This window comes from Streptomyces sp. NPDC005004 (assembly GCF_053600675.1).
Genome location: NZ_JBSGAH010000001.1, coordinates 368,386 through 394,150 on the forward strand (window position 1 = coordinate 368,386; position 25,765 = coordinate 394,150).

Genomic DNA, 25,765 nt, shown 5'->3' on the forward strand with positions numbered 1-25,765 from the left:
CATCAAGGCTTCTTCTCGCCACTGAATCACAGCGCGCTCCCCACTCGGTACACAGGGTCAACAATTATTGCCCCTTGTGACTCAAGTCACAGCAGAACGTGAACAATTGAGTGGAGATTCTGCGTTTTCCCGGCACTGTTCTTGAACGCAAAGTGAGTGAACATGCGCATATGCCGTACGAATCGGCAGGCGGGCGGGTCGGCACGGTTGTCCGGGGCCCGGGTCCGGGTGCTCAGGGGCGTGCGGCCGGGGTCCTAGGACCCCTCTCGGGCGGAGGGCCGATGCGGCGGGCCGGGGCGGCGGATTAGCGTTTCCGGCGTGCTGAACACCTCCGCCTCCGCCCTGTCCCCCGCCGCCCGGGCCGCTTCCGGGCATCCTGAGGGGGTGAGCGACGACGAGTTCCGGGCCGCGATGTCCCGGCTGGCCGCCGGAGTGGTCCTGGTGACCGCGCAGGAGCCGCCGCTGGACCCCGACGACCCGCACGCGCCGGGCACCGAGGACGTGGGCATGACCGCCACGGCCTTCCTGTCGGTCTCGCTCGACCCCCCGCTCGTGCTGGTCAGCCTGCGCACGGGCGGCCGCATGGACGACCTCCTGGAGGAACAGCCCCTCTGGGCGGTCTCGGTCCTCGCCGACCACCAGCGTCAGATCGCCGGGCGCTTCTCGATGAAGGGCCGCATCAGCGACCGCCTCCTGTTCGCCGACCTCGACCTCACCCGGGGCGAGGCGACGGGCGCCCCACTGGTCTCCGGCGCGCTGGCGACCCTGGAGTGCCGTACGGAACAGCGGGTCCTCGCGGGCGACCACACCCTGGTCATCGGCCGCGTCCTGACCGCCCACGTGCCGAGCGTCGAAGGCGGGCCGCTGCTGTACTTCCGGGGGCGGTACCGGCACCTGGGCTGAGGGCCGGGAACCGGGACGGGCGCCGGTGCCAAGCGCCGCCGCGTGACGAGTCTCGCCCGGGACGATCCGCCCCGGCCCGGTGGCGGGCACGGACGGCGCCAAGTGGCCGGATTTCTAGCCCCAGTCCCGACCCGAGCGCCCCCGCTTGGTGTCCGAGCGCTGCTTCTTCTGTCTGAGGCGGCGTTCGTTGATGCCCCGTGGGATACGGGTGGCGCGGCGGGGCTTGGGCGGGGGTGCCGTCGCCTCGGCCAGAAGGGCGGTCAGGCGCACGAGCGCGGCCTCGCGGTTGCGCCACTGGGAGCGGTGCTCGGAGGCGCGGACGACCAGGACGCCGTCCACCAGGCGCCCGGCCAGCCGCTCAAGGGCGCGCTGCTTCCACACCTCGGGCAGCGCCTCGGTGCGCGCGAGGTCGAAGCGCAGCTCGGCCTGGGAGTCGCTGGTGTTGACGTGCTGCCCGCCGGGCCCGGAGGAACGCGAGAAACGCCACGTCAGCTCGGTCTCGGGAAGCGAGACCGAGCCGCGGATGAGATAGGGCCCGGACATGACTCCATGGTCCCTGCCCGCACGGTCCCGCGTCACCCCGTTTTCCCTCAGCTCGGTAAAAAAGGTAAAGCGAGCAGGAACCTCCGGTACCCCTCCCGGCGTTCTTCCGGGTGACGTAGCTTCGTCGGGACCGATGGAGCGACAAGTACTCCGACAAGTACGCATTAAGGGAAGGGACTCCCAATCATGGCTGTAAGCCTGTCCAAGGGTGGCAACGTCTCGCTCACCAAGGAGGCTCCGGGCCTGACCGCCGTCACCGTGGGCCTCGGCTGGGACGTCCGCACCACCACCGGCACGGACTTCGACCTGGACGCCTCCGCCATCGCGGTCAACGGCCAGGGCAAGGTCTACTCCGACCAGCACTTCGTCTTCTTCAACAACAAGCAGACCCCGGACAGCTCCATCGTCCACACCGGTGACAACCGCACGGGCGAGGGCGCGGGCGACGACGAGGCGATCAACGTCAACCTCGCCGCGCTCCCGGGCGACGTCGAGAAGATCGTCTTCCCGGTCTCCATCTACGACGCGGAGAACCGCGGCCAGAACTTCGGCCAGGTCCGCAACGCCTACATCCGCATCGTCAACCAGGCCGGCGGCGCCGAGATCGCCCGCTACGACCTCTCCGAGGACGCGGCCACCGAGACGGCGATGGTCTTCGGCGAGCTGTACCGCAACGGCGCCGAGTGGAAGTTCCGCGCCGTCGGCCAGGGTTACGCCTCCGGCCTGGTCGGCATCGCCCAGGACTTCGGCGTCAACGTCTGACGCACACCCGCTCACGGACCCCGGCCGCCGCGCGCGTCCCGGGGTCCGCGAGGGTCTGCCGGAGGAGCGTCGGCGTGGGCGGGCCCGGGCGGACCGGCTGAGCGGAGCGGGACGCGTGGCGTGGGACGATCTGCGACGTGCTCGACATCGGCTATGCCCTCTCCAACCGGTTTCCGGATCCGCCCCAGACCGACTACCGCCGTGCGGACGCACGGGCGTTGCGGCACGACCTGTTCTGCGGGGACGTGTATCTGGCCGACACCGAGAGCGACCGGGAGGTGTCCACAGCCTGGGGATGGGTGCCGGTGCTGGACTTCGCGTGGGCGCTGTGCGACATCGTGGAGCAGCTCGACCAGGACCCGATGGGCTCCCGGGCGTCCCGGCCGCAGCGGGCGGAGCTGGACTTCACCGAGTCGACGGACCGCATGCTCTTCGAGCGCCGCTTCGGCTGGGTGGACATCGAGGCGGACTGGATGCGCGCCGAGGAACCGCCGATCACCTTCTCCCACGCCGAACTGCGCCGTGAGGCCCGCGACTTCCTGCACGACGTGATCGCGGACCTCACCGACATGCACGAGGACCTGGCGGAGAACCCGGTGATCTGGACCCTCCAGGCCCGCTATCCCCGGATCTCCTGACCGCCCCTGCCGCTCAGCCCTCCACCCTGATCCCCAGCTCGGCCGCGAGCAGCGGGGCCAGGTCCAGGAGCTGGCCGGTGCTGATCACCGCGCCGGACAGCCGGTCGAGCCCCCGCTGGACCTCCAGCGGAGCGGCACCGCGCAGATCCACGTCCTTCAGCACGGCGTTCCCGAAGTCCGCCCCCTTCAGCGCGCAGTCCACGAACTCCACGCGTTCCAGGCGAGACCCGGCGAAGTCCGGCTCGACCAGCACACAGGACTCGAACACCACGTCCTTCAGCCGGGCCTCGCGCAGATTCAGGAAGTCGAGCTTGCCGCCGCGCACGACGACTCGCTCCAGCGTCGCCCCGTGCAACTGGACGCCGCCCAGCCGGGGCGCGCTCAGCTCCACGTCCCGGAAGACGGCCTCCGCGAGACGGGTGCCCACGCCCCGCAGCCCGGTGAGCACCGAGTCCAGGAAGCGGGCCCGCCCGAGCGCCGTCTCGTCCACCGCGCAGTTGGTCAGCGCGCAGTCCATGAAACGCGCCCCCGCCCCCCGCTGCCCGGACAGATCCGCCTCCAGGAACTCCAGTCCGTCGTAGTCCCCGTCGGCCTCCAGGTCCCGCTCCGCCCACGGCCGCAGGGGAGGCAGCCGCACCTCCGGCCGCCGCGCGCCCTTGACCGCCGTACGCCCCGTACCCGTACCGCCCGCACCCACCGCTTTCCTCACCATGGCCCTCATGCTGCACCCGGCCACTGACAAACCGCCCCGACAGGCCGCCCTTGACCTCAAGTCCGGTCGAGGTTGAAGAGTGGGCCCCCACGGCAGCCACGGGAACGACGACCACCCCAGGGGGACCACATGCACGCCGTCCGGCTCCACGCCTTCGGACCGCCCGGGAACCTGCTCTACGAGAAGACCGAGGATCCCCTCCCCGGTCCGGGTCAGGTGCGCATCGCCGTCGCCGCCGCCGGGGTGCACCTCCTCGACACGGCCCTGCGCGAGGGACGGCGCGGCCCGCTGCCCGCGCTGCCGGAGCTTCCGACCGTTCCCGGCCGCGAAGTCGCGGGGGTCGTGGACGCGCTGGGCGAGGGCACGGACCCGGTCTGGCTCGGCAGGCGCGTCGTCGCCCACCTCGGACCCGTACCCGGCGGATACGCGGAACTCGCCGTCACCGACGCGGACCGCCCGCACGAGATCCCGGCGCGTCTGGACTTCGCGGAGGCCGTCGCGATGATCGGCACCGGCCGCACCGCGCTCGGGATCGCCGGGTTCGCGGAGCCGGAGGCGAGGGACGTGGTGGTCGTACCGGCGGCGGCGGGCGGCATCGGCACCCTGCTCGTGCAGCACGCGACAAACGCCGGAGCCACCGTCGTCGGCCTCGCGGGCGGCCCGGAGAAGACGGCCCGGGTGCGTGCGAGCGGTGCCGACCTCGCCGTCGACTACACCGTGCCCGGCTGGCCGGAGGAGGTCCGCGCCTTCCTCGCCGGACGCCCCGCGACGCTCGTCTACGACGGGGTCGGCGGCGAGGCCGCCCGCGCGTGCGTCGCCCTGCTGGGACCCGGCGGCCGGCACCTGGTCTTCGGCTGGTCGGCGGAGGGCATCGGAGACGAGGCCCGGGGTTACTTCGCCGAGGGCGTCTCCGAGTCCGTGCTCGGGCCGCAGATGCTGCGCCGCGCGGGCGGGCTGCGCGCCCTGGAGGAGCGGGCTCTCGCCGAGGCCGCGCGGGGGCGGCTGCGCCCGGCCGTCACCCGTCTGCCGCTCTCCGAGGCGGCCGCCGCACACCGGTCGCTCCAGACGCGCGGCACGGTCGGAAAGGTGGTGCTCGAACCATGAGAAGGCGTTCGGGAGCGGGCGACACAGGGCCCGCCGACGCAGATGCGACATGCACCGATCCATGGTCTTCTGGCCCAATGAGCAGCGGCCGAACGGGTGAGTCGACACCGATACCCGCGAGGGCCGAGGCGGTCGACCCCCGCCGCTGGTGGGGTCTGGTCGTCATCGCCCTCGCCCAGTTGATGGTGGTGCTGGACGCGACGATCGTGAACATCGCGCTCCCCTCCGCCCAGCACGATCTGCACATGTCCGACGGGAACCGGCAGTGGGTCATCACCGCCTACACCCTCGCCTTCGGCGGCCTGCTGCTCCTCGGCGGCCGCGTCGCGGACCTGGTCGGCCGCAAACGCACCTTCGTCATCGGGCTGACCGGCTTCGCGGCCGCCTCCGCGTTCGGCGGCGCGGCCACCACCCCGGCCATGCTGTTCGGCGCCCGCGCCCTCCAGGGCGTCTTCGCGGCCGTCCTCGCGCCCTCCGCGCTCTCCCTGCTGACGACGACCTTCACCGACCCGCGCGAACGCGGCAAGGCATTCGGCATCTACGGCGCCCTCGCGGGCAGCGGCTCCGCCATCGGGTTCATCCTGGGCGGCCTGCTCACCGAGTATCTGAACTGGCGCTGGTGCCTCTACGTCAACGTGCCCATCGCGATCCTCGCGGTGATCGGCGCCTTCGCCCTGCTGCACGACCGCCCGGGCCACGGGGAGTCCCGGCTCGACGTGCCCGGCGTCCTCCTCGGCTGCGGCGGTCTGGTCGCCGTCGTCTACGGCTTCAGCGAGGCCCAGCCGCGCGGCTGGACCGACCCGGTGGTGCTCGCCCTGTTCGCGGCCGGGATCGCGCTGCTCGCGGTGTTCGTGTGGTGGCAGAGCCGCGCCCCGAGCCCGCTGCTGCCGCTGCACATCGTCCGCGACCGCACCCGCGCGGGCTGCTTCCTGACGATGATGCTCGCGGTGATCGGCATGTTCGGGCTGTTCCTGTTCATGACCTACTACCTCCAGGTCATCCTCGGCTACTCGCCCGTGCGCGCGGGCCTCGGCTTCCTGCCCCTGACCGCCGCGATCATCACCGGCTCCACCCAGATCGCCGCCCGCCTGCTGAACCGGGTCGCGCCGCGCCTGCTGATGGTCCCGGGGCTGCTGCTCGCCGCCGTCGGCCTGATGCTGCTGACGGGGATGACCGTCCACTCCTCCTACGTCACGGACATCCTGCCCGCCCTGATCCTGCTGGGCCTCGGCATGGGCCTCACCTTCATGCCGGTCTTCGCCACCGCCACGGCCGGGGTCGCCCCCAGGGACGCCGGGGTCACCTCGGCGACGGTGAACACCGCCCAGCAGGTCGGCGGCTCCATCGGTACGGCACTGCTCAACACCATCGCCACCACCAGCAGCGCCGCCTACATCGCGGCCCATCTGCGAAGCCCCGCCGAGCGGGCCGCCGTCGTCCCGGTGGGCGTGGTGCACGGCTACACGGTCGCCATCTGGTGGGCGGCGGGCGTGATGCTCCTCGCGGCCCTGGTCGCGGGCCTGCTGGTGACGGCACGGCCGGCCGGGCGGGGCGCGGCGGCGAAGCCCCGGGTCCGGGAATCAGTGGGCTGAGCGGGCCAGCTCCGCGAGCGGGGCGTCGGCGAGGCGGTAGACCGTCCACTCGTCCTGCGGGCGCGCGCCGAGGGACTCGTAGAAGCCGAGCGCGGGGGTGTTCCAGTTCAGCACCGACCACTCCATGCGCGCGTAGCCGCGCTCGGCGCAGATCCGGGCCAGCTCGGTGAGCAGGGCGCGGCCGTGGCCACCGCCGCGGGCCTCGGGGCGGACGTAGAGGTCCTCCAGGCAGATGCCGTGGACCCCGCGCCAGGTGGAGAAGTTCAGGAACCACAGCGCGAACCCGGCGGGCTCGCCCGTGGCGTCGTCCACCGCGAGGTGCGCGAAGACGGCCGGGCGCTCGCCGAACAGCGCCTCGCGCAGTTGCTCCTCGGTGGCCCGCGCCTCGTCGGCGGCCTTCTCGTAGGTGGCCAGCTCGCGGACCATGCGGTGGATCGCGGGCACGTCGTCGGGGGTCGCGGTACGGATCATGGAGCGCAGGGTAGTGCCGGATGCCCGGGCGGCGCCGGATGCCTCACTCCCGCAGGGCGGTCAGGCTCCCGCGCGGGCTCAGCGCACTGCCCCGGCCCCGGACCAGCGGATAGCAGGCAAGGCCGATGAGGACCGACAGCACGTGGCCGAAGTCGGTGAAGGTGCGGGCGGTGACGAGCGGTACGGCGTAGACGACGGCGAGGAAGACCAGATAGACGTACCGCCAGGGCGGGGCGATCCGGTAGGTGAGGACGGCCATGACCCCGGCCAGGGCGTAACTGACGCCGATGTCGAGCGTGTTGACCGCCGAGGGCGGGGCGTGCCCGTTGTTGATCGCCATCAGCAGGGCCAGCTCGCTGATCAGCGTGGCCAGTACATGGGCGGCGGCGCACACCACGAGCCAGCGGAGGGTGCCGAGCCAGCGCTCGGCCTGGGCGTGGAAGAGGGTGTACAGCGCGGCGTACGGCAGCCAGCGGCCGCTGTCGATCCACATCGCGCTGGTGATGAGCACCCGTGCGGGGTTCTGGGACAGCTCGTGGATGTTGGTGGAGCGCTGCCGGAGGAACTCCTTCTCGAACTCCGGCGACATATGGTGCAGCGCCACCGTGGTGAAGAAAAGGATGGTCAGCCACACATGGGTGCCCGGGGCGGACCGCAGATAGTCCGCGATCACCCCGAGTCCACGCCGCACACGACTCACCCGGCTCACACGGGCCAGTATGGTCGTGCGGGTGACCGGGGTGCCTGGCGAGGGCGGGGCGCGGGAGGAGCTGCCGGACCGGACGGCACGGTTCCTCCGGAACTGGGACCTGCGCGCCGACGGACCCGCCCGTCACGGCACGGCGTCGCTGGTCACACCGGTGATCGCGCCCGACGGGACGCCGGCCGCGCTGAAGGTCCAGCACCTGGACGCCGAGTGCGCGGGTGAGGCCGCCGCGCTGCGCGCCTGGTCCGGCGACGGCGCCGTACGCCTCCTGCGCGACGACCCGCCGACCGCCACCCTCCTCCTCGAACGCCTGGACGCCGCGCGCCCCCTGACGGCCCTTCCGGACGCCCGTGAGGCCGTCACCGTCGTCGCCGCCCTCCTCACCCGTCTGACCGCACGCCCCGCCCCGCCCGGACTGCGCCACCTGGGTGATATCGCGCACGGGATGCTGGAGCGCACCCCCCGGGCCCTGCGCGCCGAACCGGACCCGGCCGTACGACGACTGCTAGCGGACTGCGCCGCCGCCCTCCGCGAGGTCGCGGCCGAACCCGGCGACCGCCTCCTCCGCTGGGACCTGCACTACGGAAACGTCCTGGCCGGCGACCGCGCCCCCTGGCTCGCCATCGACCCCAAGCCCCTGGCCGGCGACCCCGGCTTCGAGCTGCTCCCCGCTCTGGCCAACCGCTACGACCCGGCCGACACCCTCCGCCGTTTCGGCACCCTGACCGGCGCACTCGGCGTGGACCGCGAGCGCGCCCGCGCCTGGACCCTGGCCCGGGTCCTCCAGAACCGCCTGTGGCAGCTCACCGACCCGGCCGCCCCGCGCCCCCATCCCGACCCCCGCCTGGGGGTCGGGGCGATCCTGCGCCACCCCTGACACGCCGCCTGCCCCGGAACCCGTCCCACCCCTCCCAGTCCCTCTTCACCGGCCCCTCGGGGGCGCCCCCTGACACGCCATCGGACGGCCTATATCAGACCTTCGGGATAATCGGGTCATACCGTACGCCATATGAAGAGATGTCACCTCGCCTATCTCGCCTGCGCCGCCGCCCTCCTCGGCGGCGGTCTCGGCGCCGCGCCCGCCTCCGCGGCGCACCACACCCTCGTGGTCCGCCCCGGCCACTCGATCCAGAAGGCGGTGAACGCCGCGCGGCCCGGCGACACCGTGCTGGTGCTGGCCGGGACCTACCACGAGAGCGTCGTCGTCGACACGCCCTGGGTGACCCTGCGGGGCGTCGGGGCGCGTACCGTCGTCAAGCCCGCCGCCACCAAGACCGGCAAGGCCGCCAACACCTGCGCCCGGCACGGCGACGGGATCTGCGTGCTCGGCACCAAGAAGAAGAACGTCGAGGGCGTCACCGTCGCCGACCTCAAGGTCACCGGGTTCAGCCACGCCGGGGTGTTCGGCATGGCGACCGACACCCTGACGGTCCGCCGGGTCCAGGCCGTCGACAACAAGGTCTGGGGCATCGCCACCGAGCGGTCGGTGCACAGCCTGCTGCGGGAGAACCAGGCACGCCGCAACGGCGACGCGGGCCTCTTCCTCGCCAACACCATCAACGAGGAGGGCGGCGCCTACGACGCCGGTGCCACCCGCGTCGAGCGCAACCGCCTGGAGAACAACCGCATCGGCGTCACCGTGCGCCGCCTGCGGAACCTGACCGTCTCGGACAACACCATCACCGGCAACTGCGGCGGTGTCTTCGTCGTCGGCGACGAGAACAAGCCGCAGGGCGGAAACCTCACCGTCGCCTCCAACGAGGTCGTGGAGAACAACAAGTTCTGCGCGAAGACCGCCCGTCTCCCCGTCATCCAGGGCTCGGGCATCGTCCTCACCGGCGCCGAGAAGACCCGCGTGACCGGCAACCACGTCGCGGGCAACCGCGGCACGTCCCCGCTGTCCGGCGGCATCGTGCTGTTCAAGAGCATGGTCGGCGCCAAGGGCGTGAACAACCGGGTCGACCGCAACACCCTGGAGGACAACGCCCCCGCCGACCTCGTGAACACCGAGTCGGCCAAGAGCAACAACGTCTTCGAGCGCAACTCCTGCCGGGCCTCCAAGCCCGCGGGCCTGTGCTGACCGCACGCAGAGCAGCGAAGAGCCGAGGAACCAGAAAGGGCGGCAGATGACGACCGCTGAGACTGCCCCACCGCCCCCCATGCGCCTGCGCGAGCTGGTGTTCGGGGCGGCCTGCGCCGCCGCCGTCCGGGCCGCCGCCCGGCTCGGCGTCGCCGACGCCCTCACCGACCGGCCGACCGCAGTCGAGGACCTGGCGGCCGCGGTGAAGACCGAGCCCAAGCCGCTGCGCCGGCTGCTGCGGGCCCTGTCCTGCTACGGCGTCTTCGCCGAGCAGCCGGACGGCACCTTCACCCACACCGAGATGTCCCGCCTGCTGCGCGAGGACGACCCCAACAGCCTGCGCGCCATCGCCCTGTGGTGCACCGAGCCGTGGACCTGGGACGCCTGGCCCATGCTGGACGAGGCCGTGCGCACCGGCAACAACGTCGTGGAGTCCCTCTACGGCAAGGAGTTCTTCACCTACCTCAACGAGGACGCCCCCGAGTCCGCGGACGTCTTCAACCGGGCCATGACCCGCTCCAGCGAGCAGTCGGCCCGCGAGGTCGCCGCCCTGCTCGACCTGTCCGGCGCCTCCTCGGTGGCGGACCTCGGCGGCGGCCAGGGCCACGTGGTGGCCTGCCTCCTGGACAAGTACCCGGCCATGCGCGGCAGCCTGCTCGACCTGCCCCGCGTGGTCGAGAACGCGCTGCCCCGGCTGCGCGAGGGCGGCGACCTGGCGGGGCGCGCCGAGATCGTGCCCGGTGACGTGCGCGCCTCGGTCCCGGTCAAGGCCGACGTCTACGTCATCAAGAACATCCTGGAGTGGGACGACGAGAGCACGGCCCGCCTCCTGGGCAACGTCGTCAAGGCGGGCGGCAAGGGCACCCGGGTGATCGTCATCGAGAACCTCGTCGACGACTCCCCCTCGATGCGCTTCAGCACCGCCATGGACCTGCTCCTCCTGCTCAACGTGGGCGGCGCCAAGCACACCACCGAGAGCATGGTCGGCCGCCTCACCGCGGCGGGCCTGGCCGTGGACGACATCCGTCCCGTCAACCCGTATCTGCACGCCTTCGAGTGCCACGTCGTCGGCTGACCTGGCCGACCGACCCGACCGGCGCCCACCGGAAAACCGGCCGCCGGGCCCGCGACGCTGCGGGCCCGGCGGCCGGTTGCTGTCCGGGGCGGTCCCCGGTGACGGTCCGGTGTGAACCGGCGCAGGCTAGTCGCGCTCCCACAGGTAGAAGCGCTGCGCCATGGCGTCCTTCGGGGAGCGCCAGGTCTCCGGGTCGTAGGCGCTCACGTACGCCGACAGGCGCTCGCTGATGCCGCGGAACTCCGGGTGCCCGGCCACCTTGGCGATGGCGGGGGCGGGGTCGGTGTCCGACTCGACGAGGTGCATGTACACATCGCCGAACTGGAACAGGCTCCGGCGCCGCACTCCGACGAGGTGCGGCAGCTCGCCCCGGTCGGACTCCGCGAAGATCTTCGCGATGTCCTGGGCGGAACCCGGCGCCATCCGGGCCACGATCAGTCCCTGGTGCATGGACTCATGTCCTCTCGTGCCTCGGGGAGGGCTCAGTCGGCCAGGGCCGGCGCGGACCGGTGACCGGCGGCGGCCTTCTCGATCTTGTCCCGGATGAGGGCCATCTGGACCTTGGAGTTCTTGTTGATGTTGTCGGTCATCCAGTCGTCGTCGACCGGAGCCTCCGGCTTCATCGCGAAGTCCTGCGTCCACACCATCCGCGTACCGGCGGGCACTTCCTCGTACCGCCAGTGGATGTTCATGTGGGCGAAGGGACCGGTCTCCACGCGGCGGGCGTGGACCTCCAGGTTGTCGCGGTCGGGCTCGCGCTCGGAGACCCAGCTCCAGACGGTGCCGTTCTCGTCGGGGTGCATGGTCAGCCGGAAGGTCGTCTTGCGGCCCTCCCGCTCGATGACCTCGACGGCGGCGTACTCGCTGAACAGGCTGGGCCAGTTCTCCAGGTCGTTGGTCATGTCCCAGACCAGGTCGAGCGGGGCCGCGATCGTGATCTCGTTCTGGGTGTGTCCTGCCATCTCAGGCTCCTGCCAGTAGTGCGCTGTTGACGAGGTCGAGGAACTGCTTGGGGGTCTTGCAGCGCTCCGCGTCGGGCGGCATCGGGGTGCCGTGCCGGTTCTCCAGCTCGCCGACGATGCCCAGCAGGCCGAGCGAGTCGAGCCCGAGCGTCTCGAAGGGGGTCGCCGGCTGCTCCCGCAGCACCTGCGGAGCGACGGTGATCCCGGCGGCCTTCTTCATGAGGGCGGCCAGTTCTTCCTCGGTGATCTGCGCGTTCATGCCGTTTCTCCTTTGCTGTTCGCCTACGCGGCGCCGTGCCGCAGCACGAGCGCCGAGTTCGACCCCATGAGTCCCCGGCTGAGGACCAGCGCCGTGCGGGGCTCGGTGACCCGCGCCCGCCCGGTCACGAGGTCGATGTCGTGGCAGACGTCGAACACGTTCGGCGTCGGCGGGATCAGGCCGTGCTCCATCGCGAGCACGGCGGCCGACACATCCAGCACCGGCGCGGCGCAGTAGCCCCGCCCGATGCCGGTCTTGGGCGCCGTCACCGGCACCCGGCGGCCGTGCTCACCGAGCGCGTCCACCAGGGCCAGCGCCTCGGCGCGGTCCGCCTCCGGCACCCCGAGGGCGTCGGCGAAGACCACGTCGATCTCCTCCGGGGCGCACGCCGCCTCGGCCAGCGCCTGCCGGATCGCCTCGGCGAGCCCGGCCCGGGACTCCTCCCAGCGGGAGGCACCGGTGAAGGTCGCCGCGTGACCCGCGACGATCGCCCGGACGTCCGCGCCGCGCTCCCGCGCGGCCGACTCCGCCTCGATCACGAGCATCGCGCCGCCCTCGGCAGGCACGAACCCGCACGCCGCCTCGGTGAACGGCCGGTACGCGCGCGCCGGGTCGGCCTCGGCGCTCAGCTCCTCGTACCCGAGCTGGCAGACCACCGAGTACGGCGCGAGCGGCGCCTCGGTGGAACCGGCCACCACCCGGTCGGTGCCCCGGCGCACGGCACGCGCCGCGTGCGCCAGCGCGTCCAGACCGCCCGCCTCGTCGGAGGCGACCACCGAGCAGGGCCCCTTGAACCCGCGCCGGATGGAGATCTGGCCGGTGCTGGCCGCGTAGAACCAGGCGATCGACTGGTACGGCCCGACGAACCGGCTGCCCTTGCCCCACAACTGCTGGAGCTCGCGCTGGCCGAACTCGCCGCCACCGGACCCGGCCGCGGTGACCACGCCGATGGAGTACGGGTCCTCGTCGGTGTCGGCCTGGCCGAGCCGGGCGTCCTCCAGGGCACGGTCCGCCGCCGCCATCGCGAAGTGCGTGAAGCGGTCGGTCTGCACCAGGAACCGCTCCTCGACCACCGACGGGTCGAACTCGCGGACCTCGCCCGCCACCTTCAGCGGCAGGTGCTCACAGCCCTCCCGGGTCACCCGGTCCAGGAGGCTGAGCCCCTCCTGGGTGGACTTCCAGAAGGTCTCCGTACTGATGCCGTTGGGCGCGACCACACCGATGCCGGTGACGGCCGCCCGACGGACCTCAGGTGCGCTCATCGTGTCCTCACTCCCTCGGCCGGGTCAGGATCACCGCGGACTGGAAACCGCCGAACCCGCTGCCCACCGACAGCACGCCGGACAGCTTCCGCTCGCGGGCCTCGCGCGGCACGTAGTCCAGGTCGCACTCGGGGTCGGGCGTCTCGTAGTTCGCGGTCGGCGGGACGGTCTGCCGGGCGAGAGCCAGCACACACGCCACCACCTCGATGGCCCCGATCGCCCCGAGGGAGTGCCCCACCATCGACTTGATGGAGCTCATCGGGGTGTCGTAGGCGTGCTGTCCGAGCGCCCGCTTGACCGCCGCCGTCTCGTGGCGGTCGTTCTGCCGGGTGCCGGAGCCGTGGGCGTTCACGTAGTCGATCGCCGTGGGGTCGAGCCGGGCCTGGTCCAGGGCCGTCTCGATCGCGCGGGCCATCTCCAGGCCCTCGGGCGTCAGACCGGTCATGTGATACGCGTTGCCGAACGTGGCGTAGCCGCTCAGTTCGCAGTACACGTGCGCGCCGCGGGCCCGGGCGTGCTCCAGCTCCTCCAGGACCAGGACCGCGCCGCCCTCGCCCATGACGAACCCGTCACGGTTGTTGTCGAAGGGGCGGGAGGCGTGCGCCGGGTCGTCGTTGTTCGGGGAGGTCGCCTTGATCGCGTCGAAGCACGCCATCGTGATCGGCGAGATCGGCGAGTCGGAGGCTCCGGCGATGCATATGTCCGCCCGCCCCTCCTGCACGGTGTGGAAGGCGTAGCCCACCGCGTCCAGACCCGAGGTGCAGCCCGTCGACACCGTCTGCACCGGACCCCGGGCCCCGAACCGCTCGGCCACCGAGGAGGCGACCGTGCTCGGGGAGAACGCCCGGTGCAGCTGCGGGCGGGCCCGCTCGTGGTCCACGTCCCAGCGTTCGCCGCCGTTGCTGACGAGGACGTAGTCGTTCTCCAGGCGGGTGGTGCCGCCGACGGCGGTGCCGACCGAGACCCCGATCCGCCACGGGTTCTCCCGCGCGAGGTCCAGGCCCGAGTCGTGCACCGCCTCGTCGCCGGCCACCAGGGCGAACTGGATGTACCGGTCCGCCCGTTCGACCTGCTCCGCGTCGAGCCCGTACGCCGCCGGGTCGAAGTCGCACTCGGCGGCTATGCGCGAGCGCAGTCCGGAGGGGTCGAAGAAGGTGATGCCCCGCGTCGCGGTACGGCCGCTCGACAGCAGGTCCCAGAAGGCCGGGGCGCCGATGCCGCCCGGGGCCACGATGCCTATGCCCGTGACCGCCACCCGTCGGGTCATGAGGGCACCTGCTCCCGGCCGGCCTTGGCCCGGCCCGCCTCCGTCACCACCGCGGCGGCGCCGATGACGTCCGTCTCCTCGGTGTCGACGTGACCGAGCTGCGGGCGCGGGGCCAGCGGGCCCAGGTGGAAGACGATGCGCGCCTCGTCGTCGCCCACGTTGCGGAAGCGGTGCCGCATGTTCATCGGGATCATCAGACCCTGCTCCGGCAGCAGGGGGTGCGCCTCGCCGTCGAGGTCCACCTCCAGACGGCCGCAGATCACGTACACGAACTCCTCGGAGTACGGGTGGTAGTGCTCGCCGATGCGGTCGCCGGGCTGGATGAGGGCCACGCCCATGAAACCGCTGGTCGAGCCGACCGTCGCCGGGGTGAGCATGGCGCGCAGGTCACCGCCGCGCCGGGTGTTGGGCTCGGCGTCCATCAGGTTCACGATCTTCGGACGGGGTTGGATCACAGCTTCCTCCGTGGGGTGTGCCGCGTCGGCTTGTTCGGGGTGGGAGAAGGACACGGATCAGGCGCCCTGGGAACGGCGGTCGGTGACCAGGGCCATCCGGGTGGCCTCGCCGTCGAGCAGGGCGCGCACCTCGGCGGCGGCACCCGCGTCACGGGGCAGGGCGTCGAGGTCGTCGCCGCTGACGTCCACCAGACGGACCACCACGTCGTCACGCTGGAACACCGTGCTGCGCAGCACCACGCTCCGCGGGTCGTCGACGAGGGCCTGGTCGCTCTGCGAGAGCAGCTCCGCCAGCCGCATCCCCTCGCCGGAGCGGGCCGGGTAGAGCAGGGCGAGCCGGGTGCCCTCCGCGCCGGCGCCGTCCGCCATCACGTGGTGCACGGCGGGCAGGGCCGCGCGGGTGAAGAACATCCGCGCCGACTCCTGGTCGTCCAGGTCGCGGTCCTGCTCCAGGTAGGGGTTGATGGCCTGCTCGACCGCGCGGATCTCCGGCTGCCGGGCCACGTGCCGCAGCGCCGCCAGCAGGTCTCCGCGCACCTCGATGGCGCGCACGACACGGTTGCCCTCCATGAACAGCGAGGTGCGCAGCAGCCGGGTGCCGTCGTCCACACGGGCCTCGGGCGAGGCGTAGTCCGCGAGGATCTTGCGGACCTTGTCCTCCGTGCCCGGCTTCACCGTGAAGGTGAGCGCGTGCCGGATGACACCGTCGCCGATGCGCGGACGCTCCTGGAGCCGGCGGCCGCCGGGGGCCTCGGCGGCCGCCGACGCGCCGTTCGTCTCGCGGACGATGTGGAAGCGCAGCGACCGGGTGTCACGGACGCAGGAGTGCAGCGGCTCCACCATCGCCACGTGCTCCTCGCTGTTCACCCAGGTGAGGAAGGGGGGAGCGCTCTCCCACTCGCTGGTGATCAGCCACTGCGAGGGGTTCTCGATGGACTGGCAGAGCTGGTCGCTGACGTGTCCGGGCACCTTGGCGACCTGCGCGCAGAGCAGCTCGTACGCCTCCAGGAACTGCTGCTGCGCCCCGTCGAACACGTCGACCAGCAGGACGACCCGCAGCGGCGAGCCGTCGAACACGGACTGGGAGACTCGCTTCGACACCTCGCGGGTCAGCGTTCCTGAGGGCCGTTCAGACGTCGTGGTCATCCTGCACACATCTCCTTCGCGGGCTTAGCCGGCGCCGGCCGCGGATGGGCACGGCAGCGTTCCTTGATCCTGTGACGACCCGCAGCGGCCCGCGACTCGTATGAACCACGTGGGTGATTGGGCGGGCGGAGCGGGCGGCACCGGGCATGAGAAGTCACGTACGCCTCATACGCGCACCCCCGTCACAGGAGGCTTCGATGCATCAAAAAGCCGACCACCACGTCCCCGTCCTCATCGTGGGCGGCTCGCTGGTGGGCCTGTCCCTGTCCGTGTTCCTGGGCCGTCTCGGTGTGCGGCACCTGCTCGTCGAGCGGCACTCCGGCACCTCGAAGCACCCGCGCGGCCGCGGCAACAACGTCCGCACCATGGAGCTGTTCCGGGCCGCGGGCGTCGAGCCGGACATCAAGGCAGCGGCCTCCCTGCTCGCCGACAACCACGGCATCCTCCAGACGCCCACTCTTGTGGGTGACGCCGGGGAGTGGCTCTTCAGGAACATCGACCCGGGCGGCGGGCTCGCGCGGTTCAGCCCCACGACGTGGTGCCTGTGCAGCCAGAACGACCTCGAACCCGTCCTGGCGGACAGCGCGCGCGAACTCGGCGGCGACCTCAGGTACTTCCACCGGATGGAGTCCTTCGCGCAGGACTCCGACGGGGTGACGGCGACGGTCACCGACCGGGGCACCGGGGAGCACTACACCGTCCGCGCCGACTACCTCGTCGCCGCCGACGGCCCCCGCAGCCCGGTGCGCGAGGCACTCGGCATCGGGCAGAGCGGCCCCGGCGAGCTGTTCTCCAACGTCAGCGTGACCTTCCGCTCCGACGCGCTGGCCGACGTGGTCGGCGACCGCCGCTTCATCTGCTGCTACCTCACCAGCCCGGGAGCCGACGGCGCGCTGCTCCCCGTCGACAACAAGGAGAACTGGGTCTTCCACGCGCCCTGGCACCCCGAGCGCGGCGAGACCCTGGACGACTTCACCGAGGAGCGGCTGCGCGACCACATCCGGCGCGCCGTCGGGGTCCCGGAACTCGACGTGAAGATCACCGGGATGGCCTCCTGGCGTGCCGCCGAACGCGTCGCGGAACGCTACTCCTCCGGCCGGGTCTTCCTCGCCGGGGACTCCGCGCACGAGATGTCCCCCACCGGCGCCTTCGGCTCCAACACCGGCATCCAGGACGCCCACAACCTGGCCTGGAAGCTCTCCGCCGTCCTCTCCGGCTGGGCGAGCCCCACCCTCCTGGACTCCTACGACGCCGAGCGCCGCCCCGTCGCCCTCGCGACCAGCGCCCGCGCCTCCGCCCGCTCGGTCGAGCACAGCCACCCCGGCTTCGCCCCCGCCCCGGGCGTCGGCGGCGGGAAGCGGCGCGGCATCCTCAACGTCGTCCTCGGCTACCGCTACCCCTGCGGCGCGGTCCTCGACGCCGACCCCGCCCACCCGGTCGTCGGCGACACCCTGACCCTCGACGGCAGCCCCGGCACCCGCGCGCCCCATCTCTGGGTCAGGCGCGGCGGCGTCCGCCTGTCCACCCTCGACCTCTACGAGCGCTCGCTGGTCCTGCTGACCGACGCCCCCGACGACGCGGGCTGGTACGCCGCCGCGCGCCGCGTCGCCGCGGAGGACTCCCTCCCCCTGGAGGCGTACCGCGTCGGCCCGGGCCCGGACGCCGACCTCGCCTACGACCCGGCCGACCCCGTCGGCACCGACTGGGCCGACCTCCACGGCACCACCGCGGACGGCGCGGTCCTGATCCGCCCCGACGGCTTCGTGGCCTGGCGCACGTCCTCGGCCGCCCCGGACCCGGACGCGGTCCTGCGCGAGGTCCTGGGGACGCTGCTGAGCACGCACTGATCCCGCGGTGGCGGCGTCATTACCTCAGCGGTAATCGACCCCCGCCGACGGCGGCGGCAGGCTGTGGGAGCGGGCAGGGGGACGCGCTCCACGCGACGTCACCCGGCCCGCTCCCGCCAGTCCGTGCAGACGAGAGGACGCCACCGTGACCATCCACGAGGACGCTGTCGAGCGCTACTTCGCCGCCTGGAACGCCGCCACCCCCGAGGACCTGGCCAAGGCGGTCGCCGCGGCCTTCACCGAGGACGGCACCTACACCGACCCGCTGTGCGACGTGCGGGGCCACGACGGCATCGCCGCGGCGATCAGCGGCGCCCACGCGCAGTTCCCCGGCTTCGAGTTCCGGCGGACCGGCACGCCGGACGCCCACCACGACCTGGTCCGCTTCACCTGGGACCTGGTCTCCACCGCCGACGGGTCAGCCCCGGCCGCCGGGTTCGACGTGATCACCCTCGCCGAGGACGGCCGCATCTCCCGCGTCACCGGCTTCCTGGACCGGCTCCCGGGCGCCTGACCGGCCGCTCCGCGCCGTCTCCCGGAGGACGGCGGCCGTCTCCGCGTCGGCGGGCAGGAACGTCTCGACCGCCAGCTCGGAGACGGTCACGTCCATGGGGGTGTTGAAGGTGGTGGCGGTCGAGAGGAACGACAGCACCCGGCCGCCCACCTCGATCCGCAGCGGCAGCGCGTACGGATGGGAGGCGGGGGCGGGGCTCTCGTCCCCCGGCACCGGATAGGCCGCGACCTCCTCGTACAGCTCGCGCAGCGCGTCGGAGGCCCGCAGCGTCGCCTGCCGCTCCATGCGCTCCAGCAGGTGCGCCCGCCATTCGCCCAGGTTCCGGATGCGCGGTGCCAGTCCCTCCGGGTGCAGGGTGAGGCGCATGGCGTTCATGGGCGCCCGCAGCAGGTGGGCGGCCACCCCGTCGAGCAGCATCCCGACACCCTCGTTCGCCGCCACCACGTCGTACATCCCGTCCATCACCAGCGCGGGATGCGGCTCGTAGGCGGTCAGCAGTTGTTCGAGCCCGGTCCACACCGGCGCCATCGCGGGCGCGGACAGCGGCGTCTCGGGATAGGAGGGCGCGTAACCGGCCGCCACGAGAAGGGCGTTGCGCTCCCGCACGGGCACGCTCAGCTGCTCCGCGAGATGCAGCACCATCGACCGGCTCGGCACGGACCGCCCGGTCTCGATGAAGCTGATGTGCCGCGCCGAGCTGTCCGCCTTGAGCGCCAGCTCCAGCTGCGTGAAGCGCCGCATCCTGCGCCACCCCCGCAGCAAACTCCCGACATGCCCCGCACCGGCCACCCCGGCCGCCGTCCCGGTCGTCATGGCAGGGACGGTATCCGACCGGACGCGGACGCCCTCGCTCCGCTCGCTAGATCCGCGAGTTGCGCAGCGACTGCCACACGGCCCCGGCCAGCGCCCGCGTCGCCCGCGGGACCGACAGCCCTTCGTGTGCGCGGTACAGCTCCCAGTTGTACGGCACGAGCGACAGCTTGTTGGAGGACAGCGAGCCCGCCTGGTGGGACCGGTACACCGCGAGCGGCTCGGCGAGTCCCCGGGCGTCGGCGCCGTCCCGCATGATCGACAGCCACAGGGCGTAGTCCTGGCGCTTCCGCATCTCCGGCATGAGCCTCGTGCCCAGGACGGTGCGGTCGTACATCGCGGTGAGCGCGCCGATGTGGTCGCGCACCAGCATCGCGCGGTAGTCCACGTGCTCCGTCGCGCGAACCACCCGCCCGTTGGGCACGAAGTCGGTGCTCTCGCCGTCGTGGTCGGCGTCCATCTTGTAGTAGGAGGTGAACGTCAACGGCGCGTCGCCCGCGGCGGCGAACTCGATCTGCCGCTCGGTCTTCTCCGGAAGCCACATGTCGTCGCTGTCGAGGAAGGCGACGTAGTCCCCCCGGGCCCGCTCGATCGCGAGGTTGCGCGCCCGTCCGGCACCGCCCTGTTCGGGCGCCGATCGCGGCAGCACCCGCTCGTCCTGGCGGGCGAACTCCATGAGCAGGTCCATGGAGCCGTCGGTGGACTTGTCGTCGGTGACCAGCAGCTCCAGGTCGCCGTGCGTCTGCGTGAGCACCGACCGGACCGCCGCCCCGAGGGTGGCCGCCGAGTTGTACACGGGCATCACGACCGACACCAGGGGCACTGCGCTTCTCCTTGCCAGAAAGACCTCGGACACCACGAAGGCCCAGGTCAGAGTGCGTCTGTCCTGAGCCTTCCCAGAGCCCCCTGTCGGATTCGAACCGACGACCTACGCATTACAAGTGCGTTGCTCTGGCCAGCTGAGCTAAGGAGGCGGGACGGGCGCTCGGGGCGCTCGTGCCTGTGAAGTGTACCCAGGTGGCGACCCGGGGCCACGGGGAATTCCCTGGAAGATCCGGGGACCGGGGTACTGACAGAACGCCGGGGCGGCAGGTACGGTCCGAGGCAGTTCACCCAGGTGGACTACTCCAACCACCTTCCTACAACGGATCGTCCGGCACGTTCCTGCCGGTAGAAGGGGGCCCATCCAGCATGGCCACTGTCACGTTCGACAAGGCGACCCGGATCTACCCGGGTTCCACCAAGCCCGCCGTCGACGCGCTCGAGATCGCGATCGAGGACGGGGAGTTCCTCGTCCTGGTCGGCCCGTCCGGCTGCGGCAAGTCCACCTCGCTGCGGATGCTCGCGGGACTCGAGGACGTCAACGGCGGCGCCATCCGCATCGGCGACCGCGACGTCACGCACCTGCCGCCCAAGGACCGGGACATCGCGATGGTGTTCCAGAACTACGCGCTCTACCCGCACATGACGGTGGCCGACAACATGGGCTTCGCGCTCAAGATCGCCGGTGTCAACAAGGCGGAGATCCGGGCCAAGGTCGAGGAGGCCGCCAAGATCCTCGACCTCACCGAGTACCTGGACCGCAAGCCCAAGGCGCTCTCCGGCGGTCAGCGCCAGCGTGTCGCGATGGGCCGCGCGATCGTCCGCGAGCCGCAGGTCTTCCTCATGGACGAGCCGCTGTCCAACCTGGACGCCAAGCTCCGCGTCTCCACCCGTACGCAGATCGCCTCCCTCCAGCGCCGCCTGGGCATCACCACCGTCTACGTCACCCACGACCAGGTCGAGGCCATGACCATGGGCGACCGGGTGGCCGTGCTCAAGGACGGTCTGCTCCAGCAGGTGGACACCCCGCGCAACATGTACGACCGCCCCGCCAACCTCTTCGTCGCCGGCTTCATCGGCTCCCCCGCCATGAACCTGGTCGAGGTCCCGATCACCGACGGCGGCGTGAAGTTCGGCAACAGCGTGGTGCCGGTCAGCCGCGAGGCCCTGTCCGCCGCCGCCGACAAGGGCGACACCACCGTCACGGTCGGCGTGCGCCCCGAGCACTTCGACGTGGTCGAGCTGGGCGGCGGCGAGGCGGCCACCTCCCTGTCCAAGGACTCCGCCGACGCCCCGGCCGGTCTCGCCGTCTCGGTGAACGTCGTCGAGGAGCTGGGCGCCGACGGTTACGTCTACGGCGCCGTCGAGGTCGGCGGCGAGGTCAAGGACCTGGTCGTCCGCGTGAACGGCCGCCAGGTGCCCGAGAAGGGCTCCACCCTGCACGTCGTCCCGCGCCCGGGCGAGATCCACGTCTTCTCCAGCTCCACCGGCGAGCGCCTCTCCGACTGACGCGGCGTCACGGAGCGAAGCGGCACGACAAGAGGGGGTCCTCCGGGGCCCCCTCTCCCGTTTCCGCTCCCTCCCCGCTTCCGCCCACCCTGCGCCGCGCCCGAAAAACCCCGGCACAGCGACCATTCCGGGCCCCGGCGTCAACCCCCTACCCAGAAAGAGCCACCACTTCATCCCCCATAAGGGTGACTAAATGTCGCCAAATCATTACCGGGCGCTACCCTCACTCGCGTGAAGCACTCCACCACCTCTCAGACGCGCCGCGGCCACCGGGGCGGACCCGCCCGCCGGGCCGGCCGCACGCTCGCCCTCGTCCTGCCCGTCGTCCTGGTGCTCTCCGGAACCCTCGCGGTCACCCGGGTCAACTGGACGGGAAGCCCCTCCAGCTCGGTGCTCACCGCGTCGGACGTCTCCGCGGCGGAGGTCTCCGACAAGGCACCCGCAGCCCGCCCGGCCCGGCACGAGGCCGCCGCCCCCGAGGACGCGCTGCGCGACCGCCTGATGGGCGAACTCCAGCACAAGAACCCCGGCGTGGTCCTCACCCACCTCCAGCAGGCGGTCAACGGCCGTCCCGGGCTCGCCGCGCACTGCTCCGACATCGCCCGCGCCCTCGGCAAGGCCGCCGTGCGCATCTACGGCGCCTCCCGCGCCCAGTCGTACGCCCGCCCGGTCTGCGACACGTCCTTCGCCTCCGGGGTCCTGACCGCACGCGGCTGATCCCCGCCGGGGCGCCACGTACAGTTCGGGGCATGACCCACCCGAGCGCCGCGTCGCGCCCCACTCAAGCCGTGGTCCTGGCCGGTGGCCAGGGCTCGCGGCTGCGCCCCTACACCGACGACCGGCCCAAGCCGATGGTCGAGATCCCCGGCACGGGCACCCCGATCATCGGCCACCAGCTCACCTGGCTGGCCGAAGAGGGCGTGACCGACGTGGTGGTCTCCTGCGGCCACCTCGCCGACGTCCTGGAGAAGTGGCTGGCCACGGCCGACCTGCCGGTGTCCGTCAGCACGGTCGTCGAGACGGAGCCGCTAGGCCGCGGCGGCGGTCTGAAGTACGCCGCCGCGCACCTCCCGCACCCCGACCGACCCTGGTACGCCACCAACGGCGACATCTGGACCCGCTTCTCGCTGCGGGACATGGCCGACTTCCACACCGAGCGCGACGCGGTCGCCACCCTCGCCCTCGCCCGGCCCCGCCTGCCCTGGGGCGCGGTGAAGACCGACGGCTTCGGGCACATCACGGACTTCATCGAGGCGCCCCCCTCCACCGTCGAGATCAACGCGGGCGTCTACGTCTTCTCCCCCGAGTTCCACGGGCTGCTGCCCGAGCGCGGCGACCACGAGCGGACCACCTTCCCCCGGCTGGCGCGCGAGCGCAGGCTCGCCGGGTTCCCGATCCCGCAGGGCGCCTACTGGCGGGCCATCGACACGGTCAAGGACCTCAACGAGGCCGCCAAGGAACTGGACCCCCAGCACGGCGCCTGAGCCCCCGCACACCGGGCGCCGGACGCACGCAGGCACACGACAGGGCCCGTACCGCGAGAAACGGTACGGGCCCTGTCGTCACGTCCTGACAGCCGCTCAGCCGCCCAACAGGCCGCCCACGAGCCCCGGTTCCCCGGTGGACGTGCCGCCCGCCGCCGAGTCGGCGCCCGAGGGCGCGGAGCCGGTGCCGCCGGTGGCCGTGCCGCCCGTGCTCGTCGGGCCCGCCGACGTGCTCGGCGCGCCGCCGCCACTGGTGGAGGGCGCGGTCCGGCTGGGCGGTGCCTGCCCCGTGGTGCCCTGGGTCTGGCTGGGCGCCGCCGTGGTCGCCCCGGCGGTGCGTCCGGCGGAGGGCGCGACGGCCGACGGGCTGGCCCCGGCCGTGGCGCCGCCCGAGGGCGCGCCGGTCGCGGACGGGGTGGCGGAGTGCCGCTTGCCGGGCTCCTCGGGCAGCGAGGAACCGGGCAGGTTGTTGCGCGGGGCCTCGTCGGAGCCGGGGACGACCACCCGGCTGGAGGCGCGCACCGCTCCGCCGAGCACCGAGCCCACGAGCAGCGTCAGACCGATGGTGACGGCCGTGACCAGCGCGCCCCGGCGCAGCACGTAGCGGCGCAGGTCCCAGATGTCGGCGCGCGGGCCGAGCGTGCGCCAGGCACCGGCGGCGAGGCGGCCGTCCACGGAGTAGACGGGGGCGCCCGCGATGATCAGCGGCGACCAGGCGGCGAGGTAGATGATGTCCGGCGCGTCGTAGGCGGGGACGGTCTTCCAGCTCACCGTGACGATCAGCGCGGCGGAGAGCAGCGCGCCCACCACGGCCGCGACCCGCTGCCAGCAGCCGAGGATCGTCAGCACGCCGACGATCACCTGGAGGAAGGCGATCACCAGGCCCGAACCCACCGGGTGGTGCAGCGCGAACTGGCGCAGCGGCTCGGCCACGTCCCACGGGTGCAGGGTGTTGAGCCACTTGACCATGGAGCCGCGCTCGCCGCCGTCGAAGTAGACGGGGTCGCAGAGCTTGCCCATGCCCGCGTAGATGGAGATGAAGCCGAGGAAGACGCGCAGCGGGAGCAGGACGACGCCGAGGTTCAGCCGGCGCCCGGGGTAGTAGGCGTGCCGGGCGGCCTCGTCGCCGTGGCGCCGGGCGGCGCGCGGTCCTTGGGGTGCCTCGGGCTCGTCGTACGCCTCGAACTCGCCGCTGTCGTAAGCCGGTTCGTCGTAGGCGCCGCCTCCGCCGCGCAGTGGGGGCAGCAGCGGTCCGTCGTCGGAGGAGGTGCGCTGGTGGCCGAGGACGGGGGTCTCGACGGTGGCGTCGAGGCGGTCGTAGCCGTCGTCGTAGCCGTCCCCGGGTGCGGTGCCGACGCGCGGGATGACCTGGGTGGCCCCGGCCGGTTCGTCGGGGTGGCGGACGCTGCTGCCCCGGACGGCCTGGAGCAGCCGGTGGGCGCCGGTGTCGTCGGGCGCGGACCGGCCGGTCCAGACGACGGGACGGCGGCGGCCTGCGCCGGCCCGGCCCGCCGTACCCACGGACGCGGACGACAGGTGGGTCGGGGTCTGAGCGGTACTCAGATGCCGGGCGATCCGGGGCGACGGGTTCCGTCTGGCCGCCGCGCCCAACTGCACGCGGAAGCTGGCGTGGTTGACGATGACCTGCGCCGGATCGCTCGGCACCTTCACCATGCTCAGCGCGGGAACGTCGTCGAAGCCCGACGAGCGGTCCCCCGTGGGTGTGCGGGGTGTTCTGGTGTCCACACTCATCTAACCGAGTGATGTGGAGTTAGGACACTGCCCCGACGCGGCCCGATGTGTCCGGGCCGCGTCAAAGTCGTCCTGAACTCCGGATGGACCCCGGAATTACCGCATCAGAGTGATTCGGCGAACACGCGTTCAGGAGCGGCGGCGGGACGCCTCGTACAGCACGATGCCGGCCGCGACACCGGCGTTCAGGGACTCCGCGCCACCCGGCATCGGGATACGCACGCGGACGTCACAGGTCTCCCCGACCAGGCGGGACAGCCCCTTGCCCTCGCTGCCGACCACGACGACGACCGGGCCGCCCAGCGCCTCCACGTCACCCAGCTCGGCCTCGCCGTCGGCGGCCAGGCCGACGATCGTGATCCCGGCCTTCTTGTACTGCTCCAGGACGCGCGTCAGGTTGGTGGCGCGGGCCACCGGCGTGCGGGCGGCCGTACCGGCGGAGGTCTTCCACGCACCGGCGGTCATCCCGGCCGAGCGGCGCTCGGGCACGACCACGCCGTGACCGCCGAAGGCGGAGACGGAGCGGACCACGGCGCCCAGGTTGCGCGGGTCGGTGACGCCGTCGAGGGCGACGATCAGCGGGTCCTCACCGTTGTCGTAGGCGGCGGCGGTGAGGTCCTCGGGGTGCGCGTACTCGTACGGCGGGACCTGGAGGACGAGGCCCTGGTGGTTCAGGCCGTTGGTCATCCGGTCCAGCTCGGGACGCGGGGCCTCCATCAGGTGGATGTTGCCGCGCTCGGTGGCGAGCTGGATGGCCTCGCGGACCCGCTCGTCGTTGTCGATGAACTGCTGGACGTAGAGCGTGTTGGCGGGCACGCCCTCGCGCAGCGCCTCGAACACCGGGTTGCGGCCGACCACCAGCTCGGAGGTGGACTTGCCGCCGCCCCGGCGCTGCTGCGGGCGGGCGCCCTGGGCGCGGCGGGCCTTGGCGGCCGCGGCGCGCTGCTTGACGTGGCCCTTGCGCATCTCGGCGGGGGGCGTGGGGCCCTTGCCCTCGAGGCCGCGGCGCCGCTGGCCGCCGCTGCCGACCTGTGCACCCTTCTTGCCGGACATGCGGCGGTTGTTCGCCATGAGTTACCCGTCTCCGTGA

General features: G+C 72.4%; 28 protein-coding genes and 1 tRNA gene. 13 read left to right on the forward strand and 16 right to left on the reverse strand.

Annotated features, from left to right (window positions below):
• Positions 1-318 precede the first annotated feature (318 nt).
• Positions 319-903 carry a flavin reductase family protein gene (locus tag ACWEEU_RS01655; protein ID WP_451727351.1) on the forward strand — a complete coding sequence of 195 codons (585 nt, stop codon included), beginning with the start codon at positions 319-321 and terminating at the stop codon, positions 901-903.
• Between the two features lie 114 nt (positions 904-1,017).
• Here the strand turns inward: ACWEEU_RS01655 and arfB are convergent, their stop codons facing one another.
• Positions 1,018-1,446 carry an alternative ribosome rescue aminoacyl-tRNA hydrolase ArfB gene (gene arfB / locus ACWEEU_RS01660; protein ID WP_385744435.1) on the reverse strand — a complete coding sequence of 143 codons (429 nt, stop codon included), beginning with the start codon at positions 1,444-1,446 and terminating at the stop codon, positions 1,018-1,020.
• A gap of 186 nt (positions 1,447-1,632) precedes the next feature.
• Here arfB and ACWEEU_RS01665 point away from each other — a divergent pair, with 186 nt between their 5' ends.
• Together ACWEEU_RS01665 and ACWEEU_RS01670 are read left to right on the forward strand one after the other, a co-directional pair.
• Positions 1,633-2,208, forward strand: coding sequence for a TerD family protein (locus tag ACWEEU_RS01665; protein WP_385744433.1), 576 nt, complete (start codon positions 1,633-1,635; stop codon positions 2,206-2,208).
• A gap of 137 nt (positions 2,209-2,345) precedes the next feature.
• Positions 2,346-2,846, forward strand: a complete 501-nt coding sequence (locus ACWEEU_RS01670; protein WP_385744431.1) for a hypothetical protein — start codon at positions 2,346-2,348, stop codon at positions 2,844-2,846.
• Positions 2,847-2,859: 13 nt separating this feature from the next.
• On the opposite strand, the gene ACWEEU_RS01675 is transcribed toward ACWEEU_RS01670, so the two are convergent.
• The gene (locus tag ACWEEU_RS01675; RefSeq protein WP_451727356.1) at positions 2,860-3,558 is read right to left on the reverse strand and encodes a pentapeptide repeat-containing protein; all 699 of its coding nucleotides are present in this window, start codon (positions 3,556-3,558) and stop codon (positions 2,860-2,862) included.
• Between the two features lie 129 nt (positions 3,559-3,687).
• Here ACWEEU_RS01675 and ACWEEU_RS01680 point away from each other — a divergent pair, with 129 nt between their 5' ends.
• Together ACWEEU_RS01680 and ACWEEU_RS01685 are read left to right on the forward strand one after the other, a co-directional pair.
• Complete coding sequence (locus ACWEEU_RS01680) at positions 3,688-4,662, forward strand: zinc-binding dehydrogenase (RefSeq protein WP_451727359.1); 975 nt, start codon at positions 3,688-3,690, stop codon at positions 4,660-4,662.
• Between the two features lie 77 nt (positions 4,663-4,739).
• Positions 4,740-6,254: an MFS transporter gene (locus tag ACWEEU_RS01685; RefSeq protein WP_451727362.1), complete on the forward strand. Its 1,515-nt coding sequence runs from the start codon at positions 4,740-4,742 to the stop codon at positions 6,252-6,254.
• Here the strand turns inward: ACWEEU_RS01685 and ACWEEU_RS01690 are convergent.
• Positions 6,243-6,725 carry a GNAT family N-acetyltransferase gene (locus tag ACWEEU_RS01690; RefSeq protein ID WP_385744422.1) on the reverse strand — a complete coding sequence of 161 codons (483 nt, stop codon included), beginning with the start codon at positions 6,723-6,725 and terminating at the stop codon, positions 6,243-6,245. The two genes, ACWEEU_RS01685 and ACWEEU_RS01690, sit on opposite strands and share 12 nt — an antisense overlap.
• 43 nt (positions 6,726-6,768) lie before the next feature.
• Positions 6,769-7,425: a rhomboid-like protein gene (locus ACWEEU_RS01695; protein ID WP_451727586.1), complete on the reverse strand. Its 657-nt coding sequence runs from the start codon at positions 7,423-7,425 to the stop codon at positions 6,769-6,771.
• Between the two features lie 19 nt (positions 7,426-7,444).
• On the opposite strand from ACWEEU_RS01695, the gene ACWEEU_RS01700 reads away from it, so the two are divergent.
• The 3 genes from ACWEEU_RS01700 (at position 7,445) to ACWEEU_RS01710 (ending at position 10,586) form a co-directional block, all read left to right on the forward strand.
• Positions 7,445-8,308, forward strand: coding sequence for an aminoglycoside phosphotransferase family protein (locus ACWEEU_RS01700; protein ID WP_451727366.1), 864 nt, complete (start codon positions 7,445-7,447; stop codon positions 8,306-8,308).
• A 132-nt stretch (positions 8,309-8,440) separates the two neighbouring features.
• Entirely contained in the window at positions 8,441-9,511 is a 1,071-nt protein-coding gene (locus ACWEEU_RS01705) for a right-handed parallel beta-helix repeat-containing protein (protein WP_451727369.1), read from the forward strand.
• 46 nt (positions 9,512-9,557) lie between these two features.
• The gene (locus ACWEEU_RS01710) at positions 9,558-10,586 is read left to right on the forward strand and encodes a methyltransferase (RefSeq protein ID WP_385744416.1); all 1,029 of its coding nucleotides are present in this window, start codon (positions 9,558-9,560) and stop codon (positions 10,584-10,586) included.
• A gap of 126 nt (positions 10,587-10,712) precedes the next feature.
• Here the strand turns inward: ACWEEU_RS01710 and ACWEEU_RS01715 are convergent, their stop codons facing one another.
• The 7 genes from ACWEEU_RS01715 to ACWEEU_RS01745 are packed head-to-tail and all read right to left on the reverse strand — an operon-like array spanning position 10,713 to position 15,937.
• Positions 10,713-11,036 carry a TcmI family type II polyketide cyclase gene (locus tag ACWEEU_RS01715; RefSeq protein WP_385742091.1) on the reverse strand — a complete coding sequence of 108 codons (324 nt, stop codon included), beginning with the start codon at positions 11,034-11,036 and terminating at the stop codon, positions 10,713-10,715.
• A gap of 32 nt (positions 11,037-11,068) precedes the next feature.
• On the reverse strand, positions 11,069-11,548 hold the full coding sequence (locus ACWEEU_RS01720) for an SRPBCC family protein (RefSeq protein WP_385742093.1): 480 nt from the start codon (positions 11,546-11,548) through the stop codon (positions 11,069-11,071).
• Between the two features lies 1 nt (position 11,549).
• Entirely contained in the window at positions 11,550-11,807 is a 258-nt protein-coding gene (locus tag ACWEEU_RS01725; RefSeq protein WP_385742095.1) for a phosphopantetheine-binding protein, read from the reverse strand.
• Positions 11,808-11,830: 23 nt separating this feature from the next.
• Entirely contained in the window at positions 11,831-13,069 is a 1,239-nt protein-coding gene (locus ACWEEU_RS01730; RefSeq protein WP_385742097.1) for a ketosynthase chain-length factor, read from the reverse strand.
• 7 nt (positions 13,070-13,076) lie between these two features.
• Positions 13,077-14,336 (reverse strand): beta-ketoacyl-[acyl-carrier-protein] synthase family protein, encoded by a 1,260-nt coding sequence (locus tag ACWEEU_RS01735; RefSeq protein ID WP_385742099.1) that lies wholly within the window; start codon positions 14,334-14,336, stop codon positions 13,077-13,079.
• Entirely contained in the window at positions 14,333-14,791 is a 459-nt protein-coding gene (locus ACWEEU_RS01740) for a cupin domain-containing protein (RefSeq protein WP_385742101.1), read from the reverse strand. The genes ACWEEU_RS01735 and ACWEEU_RS01740 overlap by 4 nt, the downstream gene beginning before the upstream one ends.
• Before the next feature lie 57 nt (positions 14,792-14,848).
• Complete coding sequence (locus ACWEEU_RS01745; protein WP_385742103.1) at positions 14,849-15,937, reverse strand: SchA/CurD-like domain-containing protein; 1,089 nt, start codon at positions 15,935-15,937, stop codon at positions 14,849-14,851.
• Positions 15,938-16,134: 197 nt separating this feature from the next.
• Between ACWEEU_RS01745 and ACWEEU_RS01750 the strand changes: the two genes are divergently transcribed.
• Entirely contained in the window at positions 16,135-17,784 is a 1,650-nt protein-coding gene (locus ACWEEU_RS01750; protein ID WP_451727380.1) for an FAD-dependent oxidoreductase, read from the forward strand.
• 145 nt (positions 17,785-17,929) lie between these two features.
• A complete protein-coding gene (locus ACWEEU_RS01755) occupies positions 17,930-18,298 on the forward strand; it encodes a nuclear transport factor 2 family protein (protein WP_385742107.1) in 369 nt (122 codons plus the stop codon).
• Here ACWEEU_RS01755 and ACWEEU_RS01760 read toward each other — a convergent pair.
• The 3 genes from ACWEEU_RS01760 to ACWEEU_RS01770 all read right to left on the reverse strand — a co-directional run bounded on the left by ACWEEU_RS01760 (position 18,203) and on the right by ACWEEU_RS01770 (position 20,082).
• Entirely contained in the window at positions 18,203-19,111 is a 909-nt protein-coding gene (locus ACWEEU_RS01760) for a helix-turn-helix domain-containing protein (RefSeq protein WP_451727384.1), read from the reverse strand. The two genes, ACWEEU_RS01755 and ACWEEU_RS01760, sit on opposite strands and share 96 nt — an antisense overlap.
• A gap of 46 nt (positions 19,112-19,157) precedes the next feature.
• Positions 19,158-19,931: a glycosyltransferase family 2 protein gene (locus ACWEEU_RS01765; RefSeq protein ID WP_451727387.1), complete on the reverse strand. Its 774-nt coding sequence runs from the start codon at positions 19,929-19,931 to the stop codon at positions 19,158-19,160.
• A 77-nt stretch (positions 19,932-20,008) separates the two neighbouring features.
• Positions 20,009-20,082 (reverse strand) — tRNA-Thr (locus ACWEEU_RS01770).
• 217 nt (positions 20,083-20,299) lie between these two features.
• On the opposite strand from ACWEEU_RS01770, the gene ACWEEU_RS01775 reads away from it, so the two are divergent.
• The 3 genes from ACWEEU_RS01775 (at position 20,300) to ACWEEU_RS01785 (ending at position 22,923) form a co-directional block, all read left to right on the forward strand.
• Positions 20,300-21,439, forward strand: coding sequence for an ABC transporter ATP-binding protein (locus ACWEEU_RS01775; RefSeq protein ID WP_385742112.1), 1,140 nt, complete (start codon positions 20,300-20,302; stop codon positions 21,437-21,439).
• 231 nt (positions 21,440-21,670) lie between these two features.
• Complete coding sequence (locus ACWEEU_RS01780; RefSeq protein WP_385742114.1) at positions 21,671-22,156, forward strand: hypothetical protein; 486 nt, start codon at positions 21,671-21,673, stop codon at positions 22,154-22,156.
• 32 nt (positions 22,157-22,188) lie between these two features.
• A complete protein-coding gene (locus ACWEEU_RS01785) occupies positions 22,189-22,923 on the forward strand; it encodes a nucleotidyltransferase family protein (RefSeq protein ID WP_385742116.1) in 735 nt (244 codons plus the stop codon).
• A gap of 96 nt (positions 22,924-23,019) precedes the next feature.
• Here the strand turns inward: ACWEEU_RS01785 and ACWEEU_RS01790 are convergent, their stop codons facing one another.
• Together ACWEEU_RS01790 and rlmB are read right to left on the reverse strand one after the other, a co-directional pair.
• Positions 23,020-24,675 carry a DoxX family membrane protein gene (locus tag ACWEEU_RS01790; RefSeq protein ID WP_451727392.1) on the reverse strand — a complete coding sequence of 552 codons (1,656 nt, stop codon included), beginning with the start codon at positions 24,673-24,675 and terminating at the stop codon, positions 23,020-23,022.
• 129 nt (positions 24,676-24,804) lie between these two features.
• Complete coding sequence (gene rlmB / locus ACWEEU_RS01795; RefSeq protein ID WP_385742120.1) at positions 24,805-25,746, reverse strand: 23S rRNA (guanosine(2251)-2'-O)-methyltransferase RlmB; 942 nt, start codon at positions 25,744-25,746, stop codon at positions 24,805-24,807.
• Positions 25,747-25,765 lie beyond the last annotated feature (19 nt).